General features: G+C 64.9%; 22 protein-coding genes and 2 pseudogenes. 11 read left to right on the forward strand and 13 right to left on the reverse strand.

Features of this window, described 5'->3' with window-relative positions; genetic code table 11:
- Positions 1-158 precede the first annotated feature (158 nt).
- Positions 159-1,316 carry an FAD-dependent monooxygenase gene (locus ACVWZ4_RS09745; protein ID WP_456700845.1) on the forward strand — a complete coding sequence of 386 codons (1,158 nt, stop codon included), beginning with the start codon at positions 159-161 and terminating at the stop codon, positions 1,314-1,316.
- A 24-nt stretch (positions 1,317-1,340) separates the two neighbouring features.
- On the opposite strand, the gene ACVWZ4_RS09750 is transcribed toward ACVWZ4_RS09745, so the two are convergent.
- Positions 1,341-1,853 carry a MarR family winged helix-turn-helix transcriptional regulator gene (locus ACVWZ4_RS09750; protein ID WP_456700844.1) on the reverse strand — a complete coding sequence of 171 codons (513 nt, stop codon included), beginning with the start codon at positions 1,851-1,853 and terminating at the stop codon, positions 1,341-1,343.
- Entirely contained in the window at positions 1,843-2,475 is a 633-nt protein-coding gene (gene maiA / locus ACVWZ4_RS09755) for a maleylacetoacetate isomerase (RefSeq protein WP_456740187.1), read from the reverse strand. The genes ACVWZ4_RS09750 and maiA overlap by 11 nt, the downstream gene beginning before the upstream one ends.
- A gap of 169 nt (positions 2,476-2,644) precedes the next feature.
- Between maiA and gtdA the strand changes: the two genes are divergently transcribed.
- Positions 2,645-3,685 carry a gentisate 1,2-dioxygenase gene (gene gtdA, locus ACVWZ4_RS09760; RefSeq protein WP_456763459.1) on the forward strand — a complete coding sequence of 347 codons (1,041 nt, stop codon included), beginning with the start codon at positions 2,645-2,647 and terminating at the stop codon, positions 3,683-3,685.
- A gap of 124 nt (positions 3,686-3,809) precedes the next feature.
- Here the strand turns inward: gtdA and ACVWZ4_RS09765 are convergent, their stop codons facing one another.
- The 4 genes from ACVWZ4_RS09765 to ACVWZ4_RS09780 are packed head-to-tail and all read right to left on the reverse strand — an operon-like array spanning position 3,810 to position 7,811.
- Entirely contained in the window at positions 3,810-4,631 is an 822-nt protein-coding gene (locus tag ACVWZ4_RS09765) for an ABC transporter permease (RefSeq protein ID WP_456700841.1), read from the reverse strand.
- Positions 4,624-5,397: an ABC transporter ATP-binding protein gene (locus tag ACVWZ4_RS09770; protein ID WP_456705134.1), complete on the reverse strand. Its 774-nt coding sequence runs from the start codon at positions 5,395-5,397 to the stop codon at positions 4,624-4,626. The genes ACVWZ4_RS09765 and ACVWZ4_RS09770 overlap by 8 nt, the downstream gene beginning before the upstream one ends.
- An 11-nt stretch (positions 5,398-5,408) precedes the next feature.
- Positions 5,409-6,413, reverse strand: a complete 1,005-nt coding sequence (locus tag ACVWZ4_RS09775; RefSeq protein ID WP_456740190.1) for an ABC transporter substrate-binding protein — start codon at positions 6,411-6,413, stop codon at positions 5,409-5,411.
- A 33-nt stretch (positions 6,414-6,446) separates the two neighbouring features.
- A complete protein-coding gene (locus tag ACVWZ4_RS09780; protein ID WP_456700839.1) occupies positions 6,447-7,811 on the reverse strand; it encodes an FAD-dependent oxidoreductase in 1,365 nt (454 codons plus the stop codon).
- A gap of 109 nt (positions 7,812-7,920) precedes the next feature.
- Between ACVWZ4_RS09780 and ACVWZ4_RS09785 the strand changes: the two genes are divergently transcribed.
- Entirely contained in the window at positions 7,921-8,805 is an 885-nt protein-coding gene (locus tag ACVWZ4_RS09785; RefSeq protein ID WP_456700838.1) for a LysR family transcriptional regulator, read from the forward strand.
- A gap of 31 nt (positions 8,806-8,836) precedes the next feature.
- Here ACVWZ4_RS09785 and ACVWZ4_RS09790 read toward each other — a convergent pair whose 3' ends face one another.
- Entirely contained in the window at positions 8,837-9,640 is an 804-nt protein-coding gene (locus ACVWZ4_RS09790) for an enoyl-CoA hydratase-related protein (protein ID WP_456740191.1), read from the reverse strand.
- A 151-nt stretch (positions 9,641-9,791) separates the two neighbouring features.
- Between ACVWZ4_RS09790 and ACVWZ4_RS09795 the strand changes: the two genes are divergently transcribed.
- Entirely contained in the window at positions 9,792-10,766 is a 975-nt protein-coding gene (locus ACVWZ4_RS09795; RefSeq protein WP_456740192.1) for a ketopantoate reductase family protein, read from the forward strand.
- Between the two features lie 3 nt (positions 10,767-10,769).
- Here the strand turns inward: ACVWZ4_RS09795 and ACVWZ4_RS09800 are convergent, their stop codons facing one another.
- A complete protein-coding gene (locus tag ACVWZ4_RS09800) occupies positions 10,770-11,447 on the reverse strand; it encodes an alpha/beta hydrolase family protein (protein WP_456740193.1) in 678 nt (225 codons plus the stop codon).
- Positions 11,448-11,511: 64 nt separating this feature from the next.
- The gene (locus ACVWZ4_RS09805; RefSeq protein ID WP_456700834.1) at positions 11,512-12,168 is read right to left on the reverse strand and encodes a TetR/AcrR family transcriptional regulator; all 657 of its coding nucleotides are present in this window, start codon (positions 12,166-12,168) and stop codon (positions 11,512-11,514) included.
- 72 nt (positions 12,169-12,240) lie between these two features.
- Between ACVWZ4_RS09805 and ACVWZ4_RS09810 the strand changes: the two genes are divergently transcribed.
- Positions 12,241-13,185, forward strand: a complete 945-nt coding sequence (locus ACVWZ4_RS09810) for an SDR family NAD(P)-dependent oxidoreductase (RefSeq protein ID WP_456740194.1) — start codon at positions 12,241-12,243, stop codon at positions 13,183-13,185.
- Between the two features lie 138 nt (positions 13,186-13,323).
- Positions 13,324-14,469, forward strand: a complete 1,146-nt coding sequence (locus tag ACVWZ4_RS09815) for an acyl-CoA dehydrogenase family protein (protein ID WP_456700832.1) — start codon at positions 13,324-13,326, stop codon at positions 14,467-14,469.
- 6 nt (positions 14,470-14,475) lie between these two features.
- Here the strand turns inward: ACVWZ4_RS09815 and ACVWZ4_RS09820 are convergent, their stop codons facing one another.
- Entirely contained in the window at positions 14,476-15,456 is a 981-nt protein-coding gene (locus ACVWZ4_RS09820; RefSeq protein ID WP_456740195.1) for a helix-turn-helix domain-containing protein, read from the reverse strand.
- Positions 15,457-15,582: 126 nt separating this feature from the next.
- Between ACVWZ4_RS09820 and ACVWZ4_RS09825 the strand changes: the two genes are divergently transcribed.
- Positions 15,583-16,308: an alpha/beta fold hydrolase gene (locus tag ACVWZ4_RS09825; protein ID WP_456700830.1), complete on the forward strand. Its 726-nt coding sequence runs from the start codon at positions 15,583-15,585 to the stop codon at positions 16,306-16,308.
- A 107-nt stretch (positions 16,309-16,415) separates the two neighbouring features.
- Here the strand turns inward: ACVWZ4_RS09825 and ACVWZ4_RS09830 are convergent, their stop codons facing one another.
- Positions 16,416-17,297 (reverse strand): LysR family transcriptional regulator, encoded by an 882-nt coding sequence (locus tag ACVWZ4_RS09830; protein ID WP_456740196.1) that lies wholly within the window; start codon positions 17,295-17,297, stop codon positions 16,416-16,418.
- A 103-nt stretch (positions 17,298-17,400) separates the two neighbouring features.
- Between ACVWZ4_RS09830 and ACVWZ4_RS09835 the strand changes: the two genes are divergently transcribed.
- From ACVWZ4_RS09835 to ACVWZ4_RS09850, 4 genes and pseudogenes are all read left to right on the forward strand, one after another.
- Entirely contained in the window at positions 17,401-17,826 is a 426-nt protein-coding gene (locus tag ACVWZ4_RS09835; RefSeq protein ID WP_456700828.1) for a DoxX family protein, read from the forward strand.
- A gap of 16 nt (positions 17,827-17,842) precedes the next feature.
- Positions 17,843-18,253 (forward strand): annotated as a pseudogene (locus ACVWZ4_RS09840) (DsrE family protein); the annotation flags it as partial.
- 89 nt (positions 18,254-18,342) lie between these two features.
- Positions 18,343-18,525: pseudogene (locus tag ACVWZ4_RS09845) on the forward strand (TlpA family protein disulfide reductase); the annotation flags it as partial.
- A 106-nt stretch (positions 18,526-18,631) separates the two neighbouring features.
- Positions 18,632-18,769, forward strand: coding sequence for a hypothetical protein (locus ACVWZ4_RS09850; protein ID WP_456790518.1), 138 nt, complete (start codon positions 18,632-18,634; stop codon positions 18,767-18,769).
- 6 nt (positions 18,770-18,775) lie between these two features.
- Here the strand turns inward: ACVWZ4_RS09850 and ACVWZ4_RS09855 are convergent, their stop codons facing one another.
- A complete protein-coding gene (locus tag ACVWZ4_RS09855) occupies positions 18,776-19,915 on the reverse strand; it encodes an amidohydrolase/deacetylase family metallohydrolase (RefSeq protein ID WP_456738249.1) in 1,140 nt (379 codons plus the stop codon).
- Positions 19,916-20,143: 228 nt separating this feature from the next.
- A complete protein-coding gene (locus ACVWZ4_RS09860) occupies positions 20,144-20,929 on the reverse strand; it encodes an IclR family transcriptional regulator domain-containing protein (RefSeq protein WP_456740197.1) in 786 nt (261 codons plus the stop codon).
- Positions 20,930-20,998: the final 69 nt, after the last annotated feature.

The following is a 20,998-nucleotide window of genomic DNA, read 5'->3' on the forward strand; positions in this document are numbered from 1 at the left end:
TTCGTAACTGACGATTTCGGGCATGCGCATGACGGGTGCCCGCAGTGGTGTTGCGGTGCGCTACGCCTGCGGATGGTTCCGCCGGCGTAGGCGACCGCAGCTGATGAGATGAGTCTGCCCTGAGATAGTAAGTATACTGTCAATTCAGGAGGATGACTTTGCGGATCGGCGTGATTGGCGGGGGCCCCGGCGGGCTCTACTTTGCCTATCTCTGGAAGAAGCGTCACCCCGAGGATCAAGTCGACCTGTTCGAACAGAACCCGGCCGACGCGACCTGGGGCTTTGGCGTGGTGTTTTCCGATCAGGCTTTGGAGTTCCTGCGCGCCGACGACCCCGAGACCGTTGATGCGATCGCGCCGCATATGGAGAGCTGGGAAAACATCACGCTGAACCACGGCGGCGACAGCGTCGTCATTGACGGTGTCGGTTTCTCCTCGATCGGACGGCTCGAGCTCCTGCAGTTCCTGCAGCAGCGTGCGCTCGATGCCGGCGTGACCCCCCGCTTCGACACCCAGATCCAGGCGATCGACCAGCTCAACGGCCACGACCTGATCGTCGCCGCCGACGGGTTGAACTCGCTGGTGCGCCGCGCCTATGAAGGCGATTTCGGCACCTCGCTGTCCTATTCGTCCAACAAGTTCGTGTGGTACGGCACCTCGAAGCGCTTCGACACGCTGTCCCAGACCTTCGTGAAGACCGATCGCGGCGCCTTCAACGCCCATCACTACCGCTATTCGCCGACGATGAGCACGTTCCTGGTCGAGTGCGACCATGCTACGTGGCAGGCCTATGGCTTCGCCTACAAGGACGTCGAGCAGTCCAAGGGCGTCTGCGAGGAGGTGTTTGCCGACACGCTCGGCGGCCATTGTCTGGTCTCGAATAAATCGGTGTGGCGTAATTTCCCCTGGGTCTGGAACGAGCACTGGTCGTTCAAGAACATCGTGCTGATCGGGGACGCGCTGCACTCGGCGCATTTCTCGATCGGTTCGGGGACGCGGCTCGCGATCGAGGACGCGATCGCGCTGGTCAAGGCGCTGGAATCGGATGCCCATCTGTCGACTGCGCTGCATCGCTATCAAGCGGCCCGCAAGCCGGTGGTGCAGAAGCTCGTCAATGCCGCGCGCACCAGCGCGTTCTGGTACGAGCACTTCGCCCAGCATATGCAGCTCGACCTGCTCGACTTCGCCTATAGCTACATCACCCGCTCCGGCCGCATCGATGATTCCCGGCTGCGTGCGATGTCGCCGGCCTTCATGGCCCGCTACGAGGCCGGCAAGAACGGCGGCGGAGAAGCGCTCGGTGAGGCCTCGGCATGAGCCAGAGCCGGTCATCCGGCGACCTCACCCCGCCTTGCCCAAATGCTCCAGCGCATCCTCGGCCCGCAGCGGCACGCGCGAGGCCTCGTTGTTGAGATCGACGAGCCGCGACATCAACCGCATCAGCGCCTTGCGCTCGGCGGGCTTGAGCGGGTCCAGCATCCTCGCCTGGGCGCGGTCGACGGCGGGGATGATCTCGCGCAGGGTCGCGGTTCCTTGCCTGGTCAGATAGAGCAGCTTGATCCGCTTGTCCTCCGCGGCCGGCTTACGCTCGACAAAATCCTTGGCCTGGAGCCGCTCGATCACGCTGCCGAGGGTGGAGCGGTCGAAGGCGATCACGGCAGACAGTCGTGTCGCATCGATGCCGGGATGGGTGTGGATCGCAACCAACGCCGCATATTGCACCGGCGTGAGGTCGAACGCCTTGCACTCCTCCATGAAGATCGAGACCGCGATCTGCTGCATGCGCCGGAACAGATAACCGGGCGCGGCATAGATCGCGTCTATTGTGATCGAAGGAAGCGCCTTACTCGGCATCGGGCTGCTTCTCCGGCGCGGCATTGGCGAAGGCCGGCAGCGCCTTGGCCGCGGCTTCCGCCTTGAGCAGGCGCGGATAGGCCGAGACGTCGACGCCGAAGCGGCGCGCATTGGCTAGCTGCGGCACCAGACAGAGATCGGCGAGCGTCGGCGCGTCGCCGAAGCAGAACGGGCCCGGCCCGTCCTTGATCAATGTCTCGCAGGCCGACAGGCCCTCGCGATTGACCCAGGCGGCCCAGTCCTGAACCTTCTCCTCGGCGAGGCCGAGCTCGCGCAGCCGCGCCAGCACTTTCAGATTTTGCACGGGATGGGTGTCACAGGCGATCGCCAATGCGAAGGCCCGCACCTTGGCGCGTTGCAGCGAATCCTTCGGCAACAGCGGCGGATTGGGGTGGGTCTCATCGAGCCATTCGATGATCGCGACCGATTGGGTCAGCACCGCGCCGGCATCGTTCTCCAGCGCCGGCACCAGGCCTTGCGGGTTGATGGCGAGATAAGCAGGCGCGCATTGCTCGCCCTTTCGTAGATGATGCGGCAGGTGCTCGGCGCCGAGACCCTTGAGATTGAGCGCGATCCGGACGCGATAGGCGGCACTGGAGCGGAAATAGCCGTGCAGCTTCATCGGAACCCTCCCTGTTGCTTTGTCGTTCCGGCGCGATGCGTCAGCATCGAACCCGGACTGTCGAGATTCGGGGTTCGCCCTTCGGGCGCCCCGGAATGACGTTCCCATGCATTGACGCTACCCAGATCGTCAGTATACTGTCAATCAACAAAACGAACGGGAGGCTCATATGGAAGCCGTGACCAGGACGCCGGAACGCGAGGCGTTCTACAAGAAGATCGACGGCGAGAATCTCACCGCGCTCTGGACAGTGATGAGCGACCTGATCACACCGGAGCCGAAGAGCGCCTGCCGGCCGCATCTGTGGAAATTCGACATCATCCGCGACTACATGACCGAGGCCGGCAAGCTGATCACGGCGAAAGAAGCCGAGCGGCGCGTGCTGGTGCTCGAGAATCCCGGCTTGCGCGGTCAGTCCAAGATCACGACTTCGCTCTATGCGGGCGTGCAGATGGTGGTGCCGGGCGACGTCGCCCCCGCCCATCGCCACAGCCAGTCGGCACTGCGCTTCGTGCTCGAAGGCAGGGGGGCCCACACCGCCGTAGACGGCGAGCGCACTGCGATGGAGCAAGGCGACTTCATCATCACGCCGTCGATGACCTGGCACGATCACTCCAACGAAACCGATGAGCCGATGTTCTGGCTCGACGGACTCGACATTCCCCTGGTGCAGTTCTTCGACTGCTCCTTCGCGGAGGGCTCGAAAGAGGACCAGCAGAAAATCACAAAGCCCGCCGGCGCCAGCTTTGCCCGCTATGGCCATAATCTGCTCCCGGTCGACGTGAAGCGGTCATCGAAGACCTCGCCGATCTTCAGCTACCCCTACGCCTACACCCGCGAGGCGCTGGAGAAAGCCAGGACGAGCCAGGAGTGGGACGCCTGCCACGGGCTGAAGCTCAAATTCAGCAACCCCGAGACCGGCGATTTCGCGATGCCCACCATCGGCACGTTCATCCAGCTGCTGCCGAAGGCATTCAAGACCGCGCGCTATCGCGCGACCGATGCGACCGTATTCTGCCCGATCGAGGGCCGTGGCCGCAGCCGCATTGGTGACGCCGTTTTCGAATGGGGGCCTCGCGATCTGTTCGTGGTGCCGAGCTGGCACTGGGTGACGCACGAGGCGGATGACGACGCCGTGCTGTTCAGCTTCTCGGATCGGCCGGTGCAGCAGAAGCTGGATCTGTTTCGCGAGGATCGCGGCAACGCGTGAGGGGCCCGTGGCGTGGGCTCGTTGGGTGGATGAGCCGAAGGCGTAATCCACCACGGTCCCTCCGCGTCGAAGGACGTGGTGGGTTACGCTTCGCTACCCCACCCTACGGCAGCGGTGAGTTTGGCTACCGCCAGTGCAACAACCGCGTCTCGAGCCAGCCGATCACCTTCCCCACCACCAGTCCGAACACCGACAGGATCACAACGCCTGCGAGCAGCTGATCGGTCTGCATCAGATTGCCGGCCTGGAGCACGAAGGCGCCGATGCCGTATTGCGCGCCGATCATCTCGGCACTGACGACAAGCAGCAGCGCAACAGAAGCCGTGATGCGGAAGCCGGCGAGGATCGCCGGCAGCGCGCCGGGCCAGACCACCTTGCGGACGATAGTCGCGAAGGGGACGTTGAAACTCTGCGCCATGCGGATCAGGTTGCGCGGCACGGCGTCGACGCCGCTATAGACCGAGATCGCGGTCGAGAAGAACACCCCGAGCGCTATGGTCGCGATCTTCGGCTCTTCGCCGATGCCGAGCCAGAGGATCAGAAGCGGCAGCAGTGCGATCTTCGGGATCGGGAACAGCGCCGAGATGAAGGTGATGCCGACGCTACGCGCGAGCCTGGACAGGCCGATGGCAAAGCCGACGACGACGCCGGCCGCGGTGCCGAGCAGCCAGCCGACGCCGATGCGCAGCAGCGAGGCCGAGAGATGCTGCCAGAGCGCACCGGACATCGCGAGCTCGTAAATCGCGCGCACGATCGCCGAGGGAGCCGGCAGGAACAAGGGATTGACGATACCGGCGCTGCCGGCGGCCTGCCAGATCGCGATGACCAGTGCGAGCGCGATCCAACCACCAAAACGGCTGGACGCCGGCACGAAGCCCGCGCCGCGAAAGCGGACGCGCCGCGTCGTGTCGTCCTTGGCCGATGTATCAGTCGCGCGATCAAGCATGCTGGACCTCGCGCTCGGCATCGATCGCCTCGTTGCGGATCAGCGACCAGATCTGGTTCTGCAGCGCCAGCAGCTTCTCCCGCGCGGCAGTCTCGCCGCGCTCAGCGCGCGTCATCGGTACCGTCACGACCTCGCGAATGCGACCCGGCCGCCGGGACAGCACCACGATGCGATCGGCCAGCCGCGCGGCCTCTTCGAGATTGTGCGTGACATAGGCCGCGCCCATGCCGCCGTCGGCGAGCAGCCGGACGAAATCTTCCATCAAGAGCTCGCGCGTCTGCGAATCCAACGCCGAGAGCGGCTCGTCCATCAACAGAATCGCCGGCTTCACCGCCAGCGCACGCGAAATGCCGACGCGCTGACGCATGCCGCCGGAAAGCTGCTTTGGATAGGTCTTGCGGAAATCGGTCAGACCGGTGCGGCGCAGGGCGTCTTCGACCAGCGCGCGGCGCTGCATGGCCGAAAGCTGGGTGTGCAGCAACGGGAATTCGACGTTCTCCTCCACCGTCGCCCAGGGCAGCAGCGCAAAATCCTGGAACACGAAGGTCAACGGATTGAGACTGTCCGCCGGCGGCGCCCCACGCAACTCGGGCGCGCCCGAGGTCGGCTGCAGCAACCCGCCGAGGATCGACAGCAGCGTGCTCTTGCCGCAGCCGGATGGACCCACGATCGCCACCACCTCGCCGGCGCCCACCGTGAAGGAGATGTCGTCGAGCACGGCGAGATCGCCGAAATGATGGGAGATCCGGTTGGCGATCAGGTCCACGAGCTGCTCTTTCAATCCGCCTTCACGTAATCCTTGGCGATGATCGCATCGGCGTCAAAGCCCTTGTCGACGAAACCCTGCTCCTGGAGCCATTTGATCTGGTTGTCGACGTTCTTGACGTCGAGCTTGCCGTCGGGATCGATATAGGCGCAGTTCCCGACCACCTGCTCGACCGGCAGGTTGGTGTATTTCGCGATGATCTCCAGCAGTGGTTTTGTCCGGTCGTTGATCGGCGCAACGCCGTCCTTCATCGAAGCGAGGATCACATCGTGATATTCGCGGTCGGCTTTCGCGAGGACGCCAAGGAATTTCGTCACCAGCGCCTTGTTGGTCAGCGTCTTCGGCGAAGCGAAGACTGCGCCGAGCTGCCAGGGAGTCTCGTCGCCGACCCAGCCCAAAAACTTCGCACCGCCCTCGTCCATCAGCTTTCGCGCGGTGGAGATCGGGAGCAGCGCCGCATCGACGGTCTCTCCCTTCAGCGCCGCGGCTGCGTTGGACAACGACTGCAAGGGCACGATCTTCACGTCGGAAAGCTTGAAACCGTATTTGTCCGCGAGCAGGCCGAGCGAATAATGGAAGGATGACCCGACCTGCGTGACCGCGATGCGCTTGCCGGCGAGGTCCCTCGGCGTTTTCAGTCCGGCGGCATAGGCGTTGTTGCTGGCGAAATAGCCGATCAGGGGATAGCCTGATGTCTCGCGGCTCATGCCGCCGATCACCTTCAGCACGCCCTTGCCGGCGAGATTGTAGAGCCCGGCCGTGAAGGCGGTGACGCCGAAATCGACATCGCCCGAGGTGGTGGCGACCGCGATCGGCTGCGCCGCGTCGAAGAATTTCAGGTCGACATCGAGGCCGGCCTCGCGGAAATAGCCCTTGTCCTGCGCAATGAAGACGGGCGCGGAGGATGACAGGCGGAGCACGCCGATCTTGGCCTTCAGTGCGTCCTCGGCCTGGGCCGTGCCTATCGCCATCATAGCCAAAAGGCTAAGTGCCGCGACCCGCGCAATCCCGATCATCCCGCTTCCTCCAATGGTTCTTCTTGCAGTTCATTACAGGCCTTTCGGCACGGGCTGATCCCGCCCGATGAAGGCGCCCTGTTGTTTCAACCTTTCCTGCAATTTTTCAATGGGGATTTCGCGTGGAATCCGGTTTCCGGAGAGCGCGAGCGCGGCTGCGGAACCCGCGGCTTCCCCCATCGCGAAACAGGCACCGGAGACGCGCGCCGCAGATTGACCCTCATGGGTCATCGAGGCACAGCGGCCCGCGACCAGGAGGTTGTCGACGCCCTCGGGCACCAGCATCCGGTACGGCAGCTCGTTATAGCCGCGCGATTCCGGGATCGGCGGGAAGGTGAAGATGACATCACCGGCGACATGGGCTTCGATCGGCCAGCCATTGACGCCGATCGAGTCTTCGAAGGAGGCACAGCCGAGCACATCCCTGCCGCTGAGCTGGTAGCCGCCCTTGATGCGCCGGGTCTCGCGGATGCCGAGCTGCGGCGGCAAATCGACGATATAGGACTTTTCGAAGCCCGGCACCGTGCGCAGGAACTCGAAGGCGGCGAGCGCCTGCTTGCGGCCTTCGATCTCGCCGCGGGTGAGATCGTCAGGCTCGACGCCGTTGATGGCATGGCCGTCCTCTCGCGCGACTTGCGTGAAATTCACCCGCCACTCGATGCCGGATTTTTGCGGCCGCACGATCGCGCTCTTGCGCGGGAATTTGTGGGTGCCGGCGGCCGTGGCTTGTTCCATCAATTGCGGGATCGTCCGCCAGGCATCGCCCGCCCTTGCAGGGTCGATGCCGTTGAGGCGCAACATCATCGACGGGTACATTGGATGACCGTGCTCGTCGCCGATCTCGAACGGCGCACCGGCCCAGACGGCGAGATCGCCGTCGCCGGAGCAATCGATGAATATCTCCGACCGCACCGCCTGGCGGCCGGCCTTGGTCTCGACCATCAGCGCGTCGATGCGGCTGTTATCGCCCATCACGACGCCGGCGCCGAGGGCGTGGAAGAGGATGTGCACCTTGTGGCTGGCGAGCAGCTCGTCGGCTGCGATCTTGTACGCCGCAGTGTCATAGGCCTGGGCGAACACCTTGCCGAGGATCAGATGCGGCGCGTTGAGGCCGTCGAGATGATCGATCCGCGCCAGCAGATCGGACGCCATGCCCTGCACCAGCCTGACGGCTTCGCCATGGACATTGCCGTGCAGGCCGCAGAAATTGGTGACGCCGGCCGCGGTGCCCATGCCGCCGAGGAAGCCGTAGCGCTCGATCAGCAGCGTCTTGCGCCCGGCGCGCGCGGCCGAGGCGGCAGCGACGATACCGGCCGGGCCGCCGCCGAGCACGACGACCTCGTATTCGCCGTAGAGCGGCACTTGCCGTGCCGGTTCGTTGATCGTCGTGGCCCGCATGGCGCGTCCTTCCCAAAATCCTTTGCTGGAGGCGACTATGAATTAACGCGCGGCAGGCTACAATCCACCAAAATATGCGATCAGCTTTCGCGAATCGAGAAAGGTCGACATGGACATCCTCGTGAACCTCCAGGCCTTCCTCGCCACCGCCGACGCAGCCGGATTCTCCGCCGCCGCGCGAAAACTCGATGTCTCGACCTCGGTCGTGGCCAAGCGCGTCACGCAGCTGGAGGCGCGGATCGGTACGCCGCTGTTCCATCGCTCGACCCGGCAATTGCGGCTGACCGAGGCCGGACAGCGCTACGTGCATCGCGCCCGCGGCGTCGTCACTGACGCCACCGACCTGCTCTCACGCATGGGCGAGAAGGGCCACGATCTCGTCGATCACCTCCGCATCAAGGCGCCGACCTCGCTGACGGTGGCGCGGCTTGCGGACGCCTTCAGCGCATTCCAGACGCAAAATCCACGGCTGAAGCTCGAGATCGTGCTGATCGACCGTCCGGTCGATCCCGTCACCGAGGGTTTCGACATCGCGATCGGCGCCTTCCCGCATTCCTTCGGCGGCGTGGTCGACGAGCCGCTGGTTCCGTTGAAGCGCCTGCTCTGCGCCTCGCCGGCTTATCTGAGGCAGCACGGCACGCCAAAGCATCCGCGCGATCTCGTCCAGCATCGCTGCCTCAGCTTCATGCCGACGGGCCCCGAATGGGTCTTTGACGGGCCGCGCGGCCGCATCAGCATCCAGGTCAGCCCCCTGCTCTCCTCCAACGAGGGACATGTGCTGGTGCGCAGCGCGATCGCCGGCAACGGCATCACGCTGATTTCGCACTATCTCGTTGCGGACTCGTTGCGCGACGGCACGCTGAAACCGGTGCTCCGCGACTTTCCGATCCCGGAATTGTGGGTGAAGGCGGCTATCCCCGAACGCCGGCGCAATGCGGCCGCGGTGCAGGCGCTGCTGACCTTGCTGAAGGCGTCACTCGCGCCGTCGCTGTGAATTGCGGCGCTGTTAGCCGAGCTGCTGAGACTCAGCCCTTCCCGCCGCCCCACTTCGCCGCGCGCTTCTCGGCAAAGGACGCCAGCCCCTCCGCCGCTTCCGCGCTCTGGCGCTTGAGCGAATGCAGCTGGACGAGCCGGGTGTAGGTCGCATCATCCACCGCCATTCCACCGAACGAGCTCTCCAGTGCGAGCCGCTTGGTCTCGGCCATCGCCTCGGGGCCGTTGGCGAGCAGCTGCTCGACCACCTTGCTGCCTGCGGCGTCGAGATCGGCGAGCGGCACCACCTCATGGACCAGGCCGATGCGGCGGGCGTCGTCGGCGCCGAAGCGTTCACCTGTCAGCGCGTAACGGCGGACTTGCCGTACACTGATGGCATCGCAGAGCTGGGGGATGATGATCGCGGCGGTGAGGCCCCAGCGCACCTCAGTGATGGAGAACAGCGCGTTGTCGGCCGCGATCACCACATCGCAGGCCGCAATCACGCCGGTGCCGCCACCGAAGCAGCCGCCCTGCACCAGCGCCAGCGTCGGGATCGGCAAGGTGTTGAGCCGCTGCACGGCTTCGAACGTCGCCAGCGACGCCGACTGGTTGGCCTCAGGCGATTGCGGCCGCACGCCGTTGATCCATTTCAAGTCGACGCCGGCCTGGAAGTGCTTGCCGTTGCCCCTGAGCACGACGACGCGCAAGTTCGGCTTCTTGGCCAGCTCGTCCATGGCCGCGAGCACGCCCGCGATCAGCGCGCCGTCATAGGCGTTGTTGACCTCCGGGCGATTCAACGTGACGGTCGCGACCCCACGCTCATCAAGGCTCCACAGGACGGGGCTGGCAGTCATCGGCGATCTCCGGTCATTCTGACGGCGCATAATGGACGAGGCAATGCGTCTTGATCCATATCTTTCCAGCGTGGGCGGCCGCGCCCATCGCATGGCGGCTTGTGTCATGCTGCCGCCAGGCGACACCTAGGGATCAGGGACCAGACACCACATGCGCATCTGCATTTTCGGCGCGGGCGCCGTCGGCAGCCATCTCGCGGTCCGGCTGGCGCGCGCCGGCCATGAAGTCAGTTGCGTGATGCGGGGCGCGCATCTGGAGGCAGTCCGCGCCAATGGTATCAAGCTGCGCGTCGGCGATTCCGAGGTCGGCGTCAAGGTGAACGCCTCTGGCGATCCGGCCCAGCTCGGCCAGCAGGACGTCGTGGTCTCGACGCTGAAAGCGACCGCGCTGACCGGGCTGGTCTCCAGCATCAAGCCGCTGCTGCACGACGAGACCGCGATCGTGTTCGCGCAAAATGGCATTCCCTGGTGGTATGGGATCGGCCTGCCGCCGCGACATCCGACGCCGCCGGATATTTCGTTCCTCGATCCAGGAGGGCGCCTGCGTGCTTGCATCCCGAAAGAGCGAATCATCGGCGGCGTGATCTTCTCCTCCAACGAGATCGTCGCGCCCGGCGTGGTGCAGAACCTGACGCCGGATCGCAATCGCCTCCTGATCGGCGAATGCGACGACCGCAATTGCGAGCGCATCACGAAACTGCGCGGCGTCTTCAACGACGCACGTCTGGAATCGCCGCCGGTGGCCGAGATCCGCGAGGCAATCTGGTCAAAGCTGCTGACCAACATGTCGCTGTCGGTGCTGTGCCTGCTGACTGGCCAGACCGCGCGCGGCGTGCGCGACGATCCCGCCTTCTCCGAGCTCATCCCGCGGATGTTGAATGAGGCCAACGACATCGCGCAGCACTTCATCCCCGAAGTCAAGCGCGTGACACGCAGTGGTCCCGCGCCCAACCACAAGCCATCGCTGCTGCAGGATTACGAGCTCGGCCGCGCCATGGAGATCGACGTGCTGGTCAAGGCGCCGGCCGCTTTCGCGCGAACCGCCGGCCTGTCTACTCCCACGCTCGACCTGATTGCCGCGCTCGCGATTCAGAAGGCGCGGGACAAGGGGCTTTACTCCGCCTGAACCTCAGCCGAGTTCATCGATCCATGCCGCGAGCCTATCGAGCGCTTCTGCGAGCGCCTCGTCGTTGGTGCGGCCGGACTTCTTCAGCACCGCGAAGGAATGATCGCCGCCTTCGATCTCATGCAGCGTCGCCGTCGCTCCGAGTGCCGCGACGACGGGCCTCAGCAGGCCGAGGTCGGCCAGCCCGTCGCGCGTTCCCTGGAGAAACAACATGGGAACGGCGACGCCTTGAAGGTGCTCGGCGCGCTCGGTCGATGGCTTCTTGTCGGCATGCAGGGGAAAGCCGAGGAAGGCGAGGCCCTTTACGCCGGGCAGCGCGGCCTTGGACTGCGCCTGCGACGTCATCCGTCCACCGAACGACTTGCCGCCCGCGACGAGCTTCACACCCGGGCAAAGTCGCGTCGCCTCCTCCACTGCCGCGCGGATGGTGGCGTGCGCGACAACAGGCTGGTCGGGACGGCCCTGCTTGTTTTCCATGTAGGGAAAGTTGAAGCGGAACGTCGCGATCCCGCGCTTCGCAAGCCCCTCAGCAATCTTGTCCATGGATGGATGCCGCATCCCCGCGCCGGCGCCATGCGCCAGGATGCAGCAGGCGCGCGCATCGGCCGGCACCATCAGAATCGCGGAGACTGCACCGATGCGTTCAATGTCGAGCCTGAGCTCGCGCGTGCTGACGGTCATTTCCCGGCGTTCCGATTGCTGCTGGCCCGCCTAGATTCATCGAGCCGCGCGGAAACGCAAGTGTTCAGGCGGTATTCCGCGCATCCCGTGGCCACAGATAGTTCAGCACCTGAACCAGCATGCGCATGATTTCGCGTCGGCCGGCCTCGTCATTGCCAGCGCCGAACTTTCCTTCGAGCGCGAGCTTGGCGAAACCATGAACGGTCGACCAGGCGGCCGCCGCGGCGGTCCCGGTCTGCTTCGGCGTACCGCCGGCGAGCTCCGCGACGACGCGCTCGAATTCGCGGCCTGCAGCCTTGATTGCGGCTCTGAGCCGCTCGTCGTCCGCAACGAGACGCTTGTTGGCGAACATCATCTGGAAGCGTCCCGGATGGGTCAGCGCGAATTCGACATAGGCAAGTCCCTGCGCATGCAGCCTGTCGCGCGCGTTCCGCTTGCCGGACGCGGCCTGAAGCAGCGCGGCGGCCAGCGCCTCATAGCCGCGGATCGCGACCTCGGTGAGCAGCCCTTGCGCATTGCCGAAATGGTGCGACGGGGCGGCCGGTGACACGCCCGCCCGCCGCGCCGCTTCGCGCAGCGTGAATCCGTCGGCGCCGTGCTCGGCCAGGATCGCTTCGCTCGCGGCGATCAGCGCCTCCTGGAGTTCGCCGTGATGGTAGCCGGTATCCGACTTGCCTGGGGCCTTGCCCTTCAGATTGCCGCGCGCGATGGCTTTCTTCATGTAACTTGACACTGTTTAGATTGAGGCCTAATGATCTTAACACCGTTAAGATCGAGAACCGGAGGATTCGCAATGACCGAAACGGAGCATAGCACCGCAACCTCTCCGGTGAAACGGCGCCATCTGGTCGCCGGCGCCGCACTCGGCATGCTGGCGAGCGCGATCGGCGGTCTCGCCGGCGGTGTGGCGCTCGGCCAGGGCGCCGCGCTGCCGCGGCAGAAGCCGAGCGGCCGGCAACGCTTCGCGGATAAGGTCATCGTCGTGACCGGCGGCACTTCCGGCATCGGCCGCGCCGCCACGCTGATGTTCGCCGCCGAGGGCGGGCGCGTCGTTTTCTGCGGACGCAATCTCGAACGCGGCCAGCAGGTGGAAGCAGAGGCGAGAGCCGCAGGCGGCCAGGCGACGTTCATGCGCGCCGACGTCCGCGACGAGGCCGACGTCAGGGCGCTGGTCGACGAGACCATCGGCCTGTACGGCGGCCTCGACGTCGCCTTCAACAATGCCGGCATCTCCATCGAAAAGCCCCTGCATCAATTGAGCGCAACGGAGTTCGACGACGTCATCGGCACCGACTTGCGCGGCGTGTTCCTGTCGATGAAGTACCAGATCCCGCATATGTTGCAGAAAGGCGGATCGATCGTCGTCACCTCGTCGTCCAACGCCATCGCCACCTCGCCCAACCGCTCCGCCTATTCTGCGGCCAAGCGCGGCCTCGTCGGCTTGGTCCAGGCTGCAGCGCTGGAATATGCCCAACACGGCATCCGCATCAACACGCTGATCCCGGGCACGACCGATACGCCCTTCATCCGCCGTCTCGCCGGCATGGAGAGCCTGCCGGACGCAGCCTGGCACGTGGCCATCGCGCAATGGGCCAAGTCGCATGTTCCGGGTCTGCAACGCGTTGCAACGGCGGAGGAGATCGCGGCCTTCGCGCTCGTGCTCGCCTCGGACGATCATCCCTACACGACTGGCGGCCAATTCGTCATCGACGGCGGCAAGACCGCGCAGGCCGGATAACGGCGGGGCCAGCAGCCGGAAAACGCAATTATCGGCACCCGGGCTTGGCGTACCACGACGGGCGGGCTTGCGCCCGCCTTGGCCGTTGTGGCACGCGTGATATGCGCGCCGTTGACGAGAAGATCGACCGAGGTGACCATGTCCTATCGCTCCTCCTGGATGACCGAAGAGCTCGACGTCTTCCGCGACCAGTTCCGGAAATATCTCGCCAAGGATCTGGCGCCGCATGCCGAAAAATGGCGCGAGCAGAAGATGGTCGACCGCTTCGCCTGGCGCGGGCTCGGTGAGATGGGTGCGCTGCTGGCGAGCGTGCCGGAGGAATATGGCGGACTGGGCGCGACCTTCGCCTACGACGCCGCCGTGCTTGATGACCTCGAAAGCACGGTGCCGGAACTGACGACCGGCGTCTCCGTGCACAGCGCCATCGTCGCGCATTACATCCTCAATTACGGCTCGGAGGAGCAGAAGAAGCGCTGGCTGCCGAAGATGGCCTCCGGCGAGATGGTCGGCGCAGTCGCCATGACCGAGCCCGGCACCGGTTCGGACCTGCAGGCGGTGAAGACCACCGCCAAGAAGCAGGGCAATTCCTACGTCATCAACGGCCAGAAGACGTTCATCACCAACGGCCAGGCTGCCGATCTCGTCATTGTGGTCGCGCGCACCGGTGATGCCGGCGCCAAGGGCATTTCGCTGATCGTGGTCGAGACCAACGGCGCCGAGGGTTACAAGCGCGGGCGCAACCTCGACAAGATCGGCCTGCACGCCTCCGACACGTCAGAGCTGTTCTTCGACGACGTGACCGTGCCGCCGGAAAACCTGCTCGGCAAGGAGGAGGGCCAGGGCTTTGTCCAGCTGATGCAGCAGCTGCCGCAGGAGCGCCTCGCGCTCGCGGTCGGGGCCGTGGCCTCGATGGAGCGCGCGGTCAGGCTCACCACCGAGTACACCAAGGAGCGGAAGGCGTTCGGCAAACCGCTGATGGATTTCCAGAACACTGCCTTCACGCTCGCCGAACGCAAGACCGAAGCGATGATCGCCCGCGTGTTCGTCGACTGGTGCATCGAGCGCCTGGTCGCCGGCGACCTCGACACCGTCACCGCGTCCATGGCGAAATACTGGTGCTCGGAGAAGCAGGTGCAGACCGCCGACGAATGCCTGCAGCTGTTCGGCGGCTACGGCTACATGCAGGAATATCCGATCTCGCGCATCTTCATCGATTCCCGGATCCAGAAGATCTATGGCGGCACCAACGAGATCATGAAGCTGTTGATCGCGAGATCGCTCTAATCGACGCTACCGCGCCCGCCAATCACGCGGCCGGCAGCCGAAGCGCTGCTTGAAGCGCCGCGTGAAATGGGACAGGTCCGAAAAGCCCCAGTCGAACGCAATGGCGCCGATCGCGCTGTCCACCATCGCGGGATCCGCGAGATCCCTGGCGATGCCGTCGAGGCGGCGGTCGATCACATAGTCGGTGAAGCCGGAGCCCGATCGCGCCAGCAGCTTGTGCACATAGCGTTCGCTGATGCCGACGGCTTCGGCGACATCGGCCACGCTGAGGCCGGGCTCGCGCAGCCTGCGGTGAATCGCGCGCTTCAGCGCCAGCATGGTCGCATCGGTCAGGCTCTCGGCCTCCGCGGTGTGCGCCCGGCTCTGCCGCGACAGGCTGATGGCGACCAGCTCGATCAGCGCCCGGAACAGATGCACGCCCTCGTGCTCGGTCATGCGCAGCGCACCATCGCTGAGCGTGCGCGCCGTTTCGACGATGAGGTGACCGACAAAGGGATCGTCGGAGAGGCGGGCTGCTGTGACGTCCAACGAGGCCGGCAAGCGCTCGCGCAAGGCCTCCGCCGGCACCCAGAACGAGGCCACCTTCAATTGCGGACCACGGTCGTGCAGGAGCGCGAATTGCCGATCGCTGTCGAAGATGCCGACCTGTCCTGATGACAGGCTGATCTCGCGGTCGTCCTGCCTGATGCGGCACCGGCCGGCCAGCTTCAGGTTGAGATAGAAGCAGCTGCGATCAGACGCCGCAATGTCGGCCGCGGAGCGGCGCACCACATGCTCGGGAAAGCTGACGCGGTTGATCGCGGCATCGCCGAGACGGATGTGCTCGACGGCGGCCGGAAAGCCCGAGACGACCGCCGGCTCCGGCGTGAGCTTCATGAAGGCCTGGCAGATCGCCTCACGATAATAGGCGAATTGCTCACCCGGTCTGATCTCCGCGGTATCCCAGGCCGATCGGCGGGACGGAGCGGCGCGCGCGACTTTCTGCATCGGTTCACTCCGAGACCAATCCGGTTCACTTCCAGCCAAGCGCGAAATCCGTTGCCGTTCCAGATTGGGCCGCACGGCCACACGCCTTAACAACGATCTAACCACACCCCCGGGAGGAGCCACAACATGTCGACCTACGTTCTCGTCCATGGTGCCTGGCACACCGGTGCCGAGTTCGAGCCGGTCGCGGCCCCGATCCGCGCCCATGGCCATCAGGTCCACACGCCGACGATCAAAGGCAACCGCCCAGGGGACGCCAAGACGACCGGGCTGAAGGAAGCGATCCAGTCGATCGTGGACTATCTCGCCGAGAACAACCTCAGGGACGTCATCCTGCTTGGCCATTCCTATGGCGGCATGGTCATCACCGGTGTCGCCGACCTCGCGCCCGAACGCATCCGCCGCCTGGTCTATTGGAACGCCTTCGTGCCCGACAACGGCGAGAGCCTCAATGACATGGTGCCGCCGCACTATGTCGGGCTGTTCGATGCGATCGCGGCCGAGCGCGGCGATGGCTCGGTGGTGCTGCCTTTCCCGATCTGGCGCGAGGCTTTCATCAACGATGCCGACCTCGAGCTTGCGCAGAAGGCCTATGACGTTCTCAATCCGCACCCGCTCGCAACCTTCAGCGACAAGATCGCGCTGAAGAGCAATCCGGCCGAGATGCCGCTGGCAAAGTCCTACATCAACTGCACCGAGGACACCGCGCTGCCGCACAGCCATGGCTGGCATCCGCGGCTATCGGAAAAGCTCGGCCTGTTCCGCCTGGTGCAGGTGCGGGGCAGCCACGAGCTGTGCTTCTCCGATCCGGCGCGCCTCGCCAAGGCGATCATGGAGGCGGGACGCGACTAAAGCGCGATGAGATTGGGATGAATCCCCATCGCGCTTTAGATTGGTGTTTGAGCATGACCCTTGCGGAAAACCGCTGCACATTCGTCCGGATCATGCTCTCGCGCGCGCTATTTCATCCGCTTGTCAGCGGCGATGAAGTCGATGAAGGCCCGCACCTTCGCGGAGAGATATTTGCGGCTGGGATAGACCGCAAACAGCTTTACGGACCCGATGTGCTCGGGCAAAACGTGCTCGAGCCGTCCGGCGGCGATGTCCTCGGCCACCAGCCATTTCGGCAGGATCGCAAGGCCCATGCCTTCCAGAGCCGCCGCATGCAGCAGCGTTTCGTTGGCGCTGCGCAGCACCGGATTGAGCTTGACGGTCTCGGGACCCTGCTCGCCGGTGTAGGAGAAGCTTTCGCCGGGATAGAGCGCGTAGTGCAACAGGGCCTGGCCGGCGAGATCGGCGAAGGTCGCCGGGCGGCCCGCGCGTTTGAGGAAGGCGGGAGCGGCCACCATGTAGAACGGGACGCTGGTGATAGAGCGCGCGATCAGCGCCTCGTCGGGCTCGCCGGTCGCGCGCAAGGCGAGATCGAATCCCTCCTCGACCAGGTTGACCAGCCGTCCGCTGAGATCGATGTCGAGGCGCACCTCCGGATAACGCGCCTGGTAGTCCGCCAGCACGCCTACGAAGATCGTGTTGGCCATCCACACCGGCGCAGTCAGCCGCAGGGTGCCGCGCGGAACGACGGTCGCCTTGCTGACGGCGGCTTCGACCTCGTCGAGCGAATCCAGCATCTGGCGCGTCTGCTCGAAGTAGAGCGTGCCGCTCTCGCTCAGGCTGACGCGGCGGCTGGTCCTGTTGAGCAGCCGCGTGCCCAGCCGCTTCTCGAGCTGCATCACGTGCTTGCTCGCCATGGCGGGCGAGATGCGCAGGCGCTCGGCCGCGGCCGCAAAGCTCTTCAGCTCCGCGACGAGGCAAAACACCCGCATGCTGATCAGCGTATCCATCAGATCATCAACAACCAGGAAACAAACTAATCCCGGAACCGATAATGATCAAAAATGGAGAAACTATCAAATGGTGGCAACCCTCACATTTTGGAGCACCACCATGTCCGCCACCACCTTCGCGACCGCTACCCCCGGGCGCGCCCTTCGCATCGGCCTCTGGGCTGCACAGGCTCTCGTTGCCTTCGTCTTCATCTCGGCAGGGCTATACAAGCTGCTGACCCCCATTCCGCAGCTTGCCGCGGCGATGCCCTTTGCCGGCCAGTATTCCGAAACCTTCGTTCGTTCGATCGCGCTGGTCGATCTCGCCGGCGGGATCGGCATCCTGCTGCCGGCCCTGACGCGGATCCTGCCGCGGCTGACCGTGCTGGCCGCGCTGGGCTGTTCGGTCCTGCAAGTGTTTGCACTGGTCTTTCACCTCTCGCGCGGCGAGGCCGAGGTGACGCCGCTCAACGCTGTCCTGCTCGCGCTCAGCCTGTTCGTGCTGTGGGGGCGCAACAGCAAGGCGCCGATCACGCCCCGGTTCTAACCGGCAGGCTGCTGCCATGATCTCTGGCAACGGATGGTCCCGCAGGGGCCTGCTCGCAGGCGCGTCGATCCTCACGGCCTGCGGCGCCGCCGCGGCCAAGGAGGATCGTCTCGCCGATGGCGTCGTGATCCTGGTCGACAGCAACGAGCCTTATGTCATGGGACACGCGATCAGCTACTCGGCCAATCTCGCAAAACACTTTGCCGACAAGGGCGCGCGGCTGCTGGTCGAGGTCGTCGCCAATGGCAAGGGCATCGACGTCTTCAGGGCGGACAAGACCCCGCTGGTCGAGCCGCTGGCAACGTTGCGCCAGTCGCTGCCTGATCTCACTTATAGCATGTGCGCTTCATCGAAAGCGATTGCGGAAGCCAAGGAGCAGGTCTCGATCGCGCTGATTCCGGGCGCGAATCTCGTGCCTGTCTCGCTGTGCTGCGCACGGCTCGTGCGCAGCACGACTGGCCGCCGGTGTTCGAAGCCGGCCGCAGCCAGTTCACGGTGGTGCGGCCGCGCGCCGCGATGCCGCCGCTGCGGCTTCAGGACCTGCATGGAAAAGACGTGGTGGTGACGGCGAAGCCGGGTCGCATCACCCTCGTCAATTTCTGGGCGACGTGGTGCGCGGCCTGCCGGCTCGATCTCCCTGTGCTGGCAAGCCTCGCGGGATCGCAACGCGACCAATTGGATGTCATTGCCGTCTGCACCGACACGAAGGACTTGCGAAAGATCACCGCGTTCCTCGACGGTCTCGCCGCGAAAAACCTCGGCTGCTACATCGATGCCTATGGAGCAGCGGCGCAAGCGTCGAGGGATGCTTCCCCTCCTCGGCATGCCCATCACCTATCTCGTCGGGACGAGCGGCCATCTCGAGGGCTACATCGCTGGCGCCCCCGACTGGCTTTCACCGGCAGGCGCGCGTCTCCTGCGATTCTATCGCGAGCAGGGATAACCTCGATCAGTTCGGATGCCACCAGCGGCCGCCGATGACGACACCCTCCGAGACGATCTTCCTGTCGCCGATCAGATGCTCGCCGACGACGTCCTCATAATCGAACTGGCCTTGTTTTACCGAGATCAGCGTCGCATCGCCGACGCTGCCCGGCTTGAGGCTACCGAGCTCCGGCCGCCGCAGCGCCATCGCGGCGTTCTCCGTCGAGGCTGCGATCACATCCGACAGCGACATGCCCATGCAGAGGAATTTCGACATCGTTGTCACCTGGTCGAAGGCCGGGCCGTCGATGCAGAGCTGGTGGATGTCGGAGGAGATGGTATCCGGATGGAAGCCGTTGGCCAGCATGGCGCGCGCGGTCTTGAACGCGAACGAGCCTTTGCCGTGACCGATGTCGAACAGCACGCCGCGCTCGCGCGCGTCCAGCACAGCCTGCTTCACCGTACCCTGCGCGGTGGCCGGCGAATTCGGAAAGGGACGGAACGCATGGGTCAGCACGTCGCCCGGCCGCAGGCGCGCCAGCACCTCTTCATAGGTCGGCGGCGGATGGTCGATATGTGCCATCAGGGGCATGCCGACCTCATCGGCAACCTGAAGCGCGATATCGAGCGGCACGGCGCCCGAGGTGCCCGAGGAGTGCAGCCCGACCCGCACCTTGATGCCGACGATGATGTCGCGGTTGGCGTCCGCCACCCTGGCCGCTTCGATCGGATTCATCAGCCGCAATTCCTCGCTCTCGCCGACCATGATCCGGTGCGAGAAGCCGAAAATGCCGGCATGGGAAACGTGCAGATAAGCGAGGATGCGGACCTGGCTCCGCTCGATCACGTGCTTGCGAAAGCCGGCGAAATTGCCGGGGCCGGCGCTGCCGGTGTCGACAGAAGTGGTGACGCCGGAGGCGCGGCAGAATTCCTCGGCATCGATGCCCAGCGAGGTGCCGCCCCAATAAACATGGGTGTGGAGATCGATCAGCCCAGGCGTCACGATGAACTGCGAGACGTCACGGACCTCGGTGCCGGCATCCACCTTGAGTCCGGCGCCGATCGCAGCCACCTTGCCTCCGGAAAATGCCACATCGGTCACGGCGTCGAGCTTCTGCGAGGGGTCGACGACCCGTCCGCCGCGCAGGATCAAATCGAAGGGCATCATCGTCTCCGGGCATCAGCAACGCTTGGACCGGGCCGGAAGCTGCGCTTCCAGCCCGGCCGCATGTGTTAGCAATTTTCACGCTGACGAAGCAAATCAACCGAGCTCAATGCCGATTCGCCTGCGGGCCGCCTTCGGCGCCTCTTTCAGCCGCTCCGGCGCATCCCATCGAATCCATCATCATCGACTTCACAGGGGCCGCTGCTCAATTGCTCCGGGGCGCTGCAGTTACAACAATTGCGACCGCACCGACTCCGCCCCCTCGCGCAACAGCGGCAGGAATCGATCGATCAACTCCTGCACCGGCACGCGGTCGACATGGGCGCCCATGTTGATGGCGGCGACGATCACGTCGTCGTAGCGGCGCACCGGCACCGAAATCGAGCGGAAATGCGGTTCGGCCTCGCGATCGACCAGCGAATAGTTTTGCGCGCGGTCGGCCGCGACAAGCGCCAGCAGCCTCTTCGGATCAGTCACCGTCTGCGGCGTCAGCGCCTCGCGCTTCATCGCCTCGAGGCGCGCGAGACACGCGACATCATCGAACTCGCCCAGCATGGCGCGGCCGACGGAGGTGCAGAACGCCGGCAGACGATAGCCGATCTCCAGACCGCCGGAGAACATCCGCGCCGGACTGCTGCGGGCGATGAACACCACTTCGTCGCCGTCGAGCACCGCAAGCGAGGAGATTTCGTTCGCCGCCGTCGCGACGCGATCGAGCACCGGCTGCAGCACCGTGACGAGCTGGTTGGAGCGCAGATAGGACGCCGCCAGCGTCAGCACATGCGGCGTCAGCGTGAAGAGCTTGCCGTCGCCGGCAGCAAAGCCGCCGCGCTGGAGCGTGAACAGCATGCGCCGCGCGGTGGCCCGCGGCAGGTCGGCAGCGCGAGCAAGATCGCTCAGCGTCATCGGGCCGGCGTTGGTGCCGAAGCATTGCAGCAGGCGCAGGCCGCGATCGAGCGCCTCGACGAAATCCGTCGCGCGCTCGTCAGTCTCGCTACGCTTCAGCTTGGGCATGGCTTCCGGATAGTCCTGCAAAATAGTGCTTGCTGCCGATCCAAGGCATGTCATAATTCGCCCATTCGT

The sequence above is a fragment of the Bradyrhizobium sp. USDA 4472 genome (genome assembly GCF_054058595.1).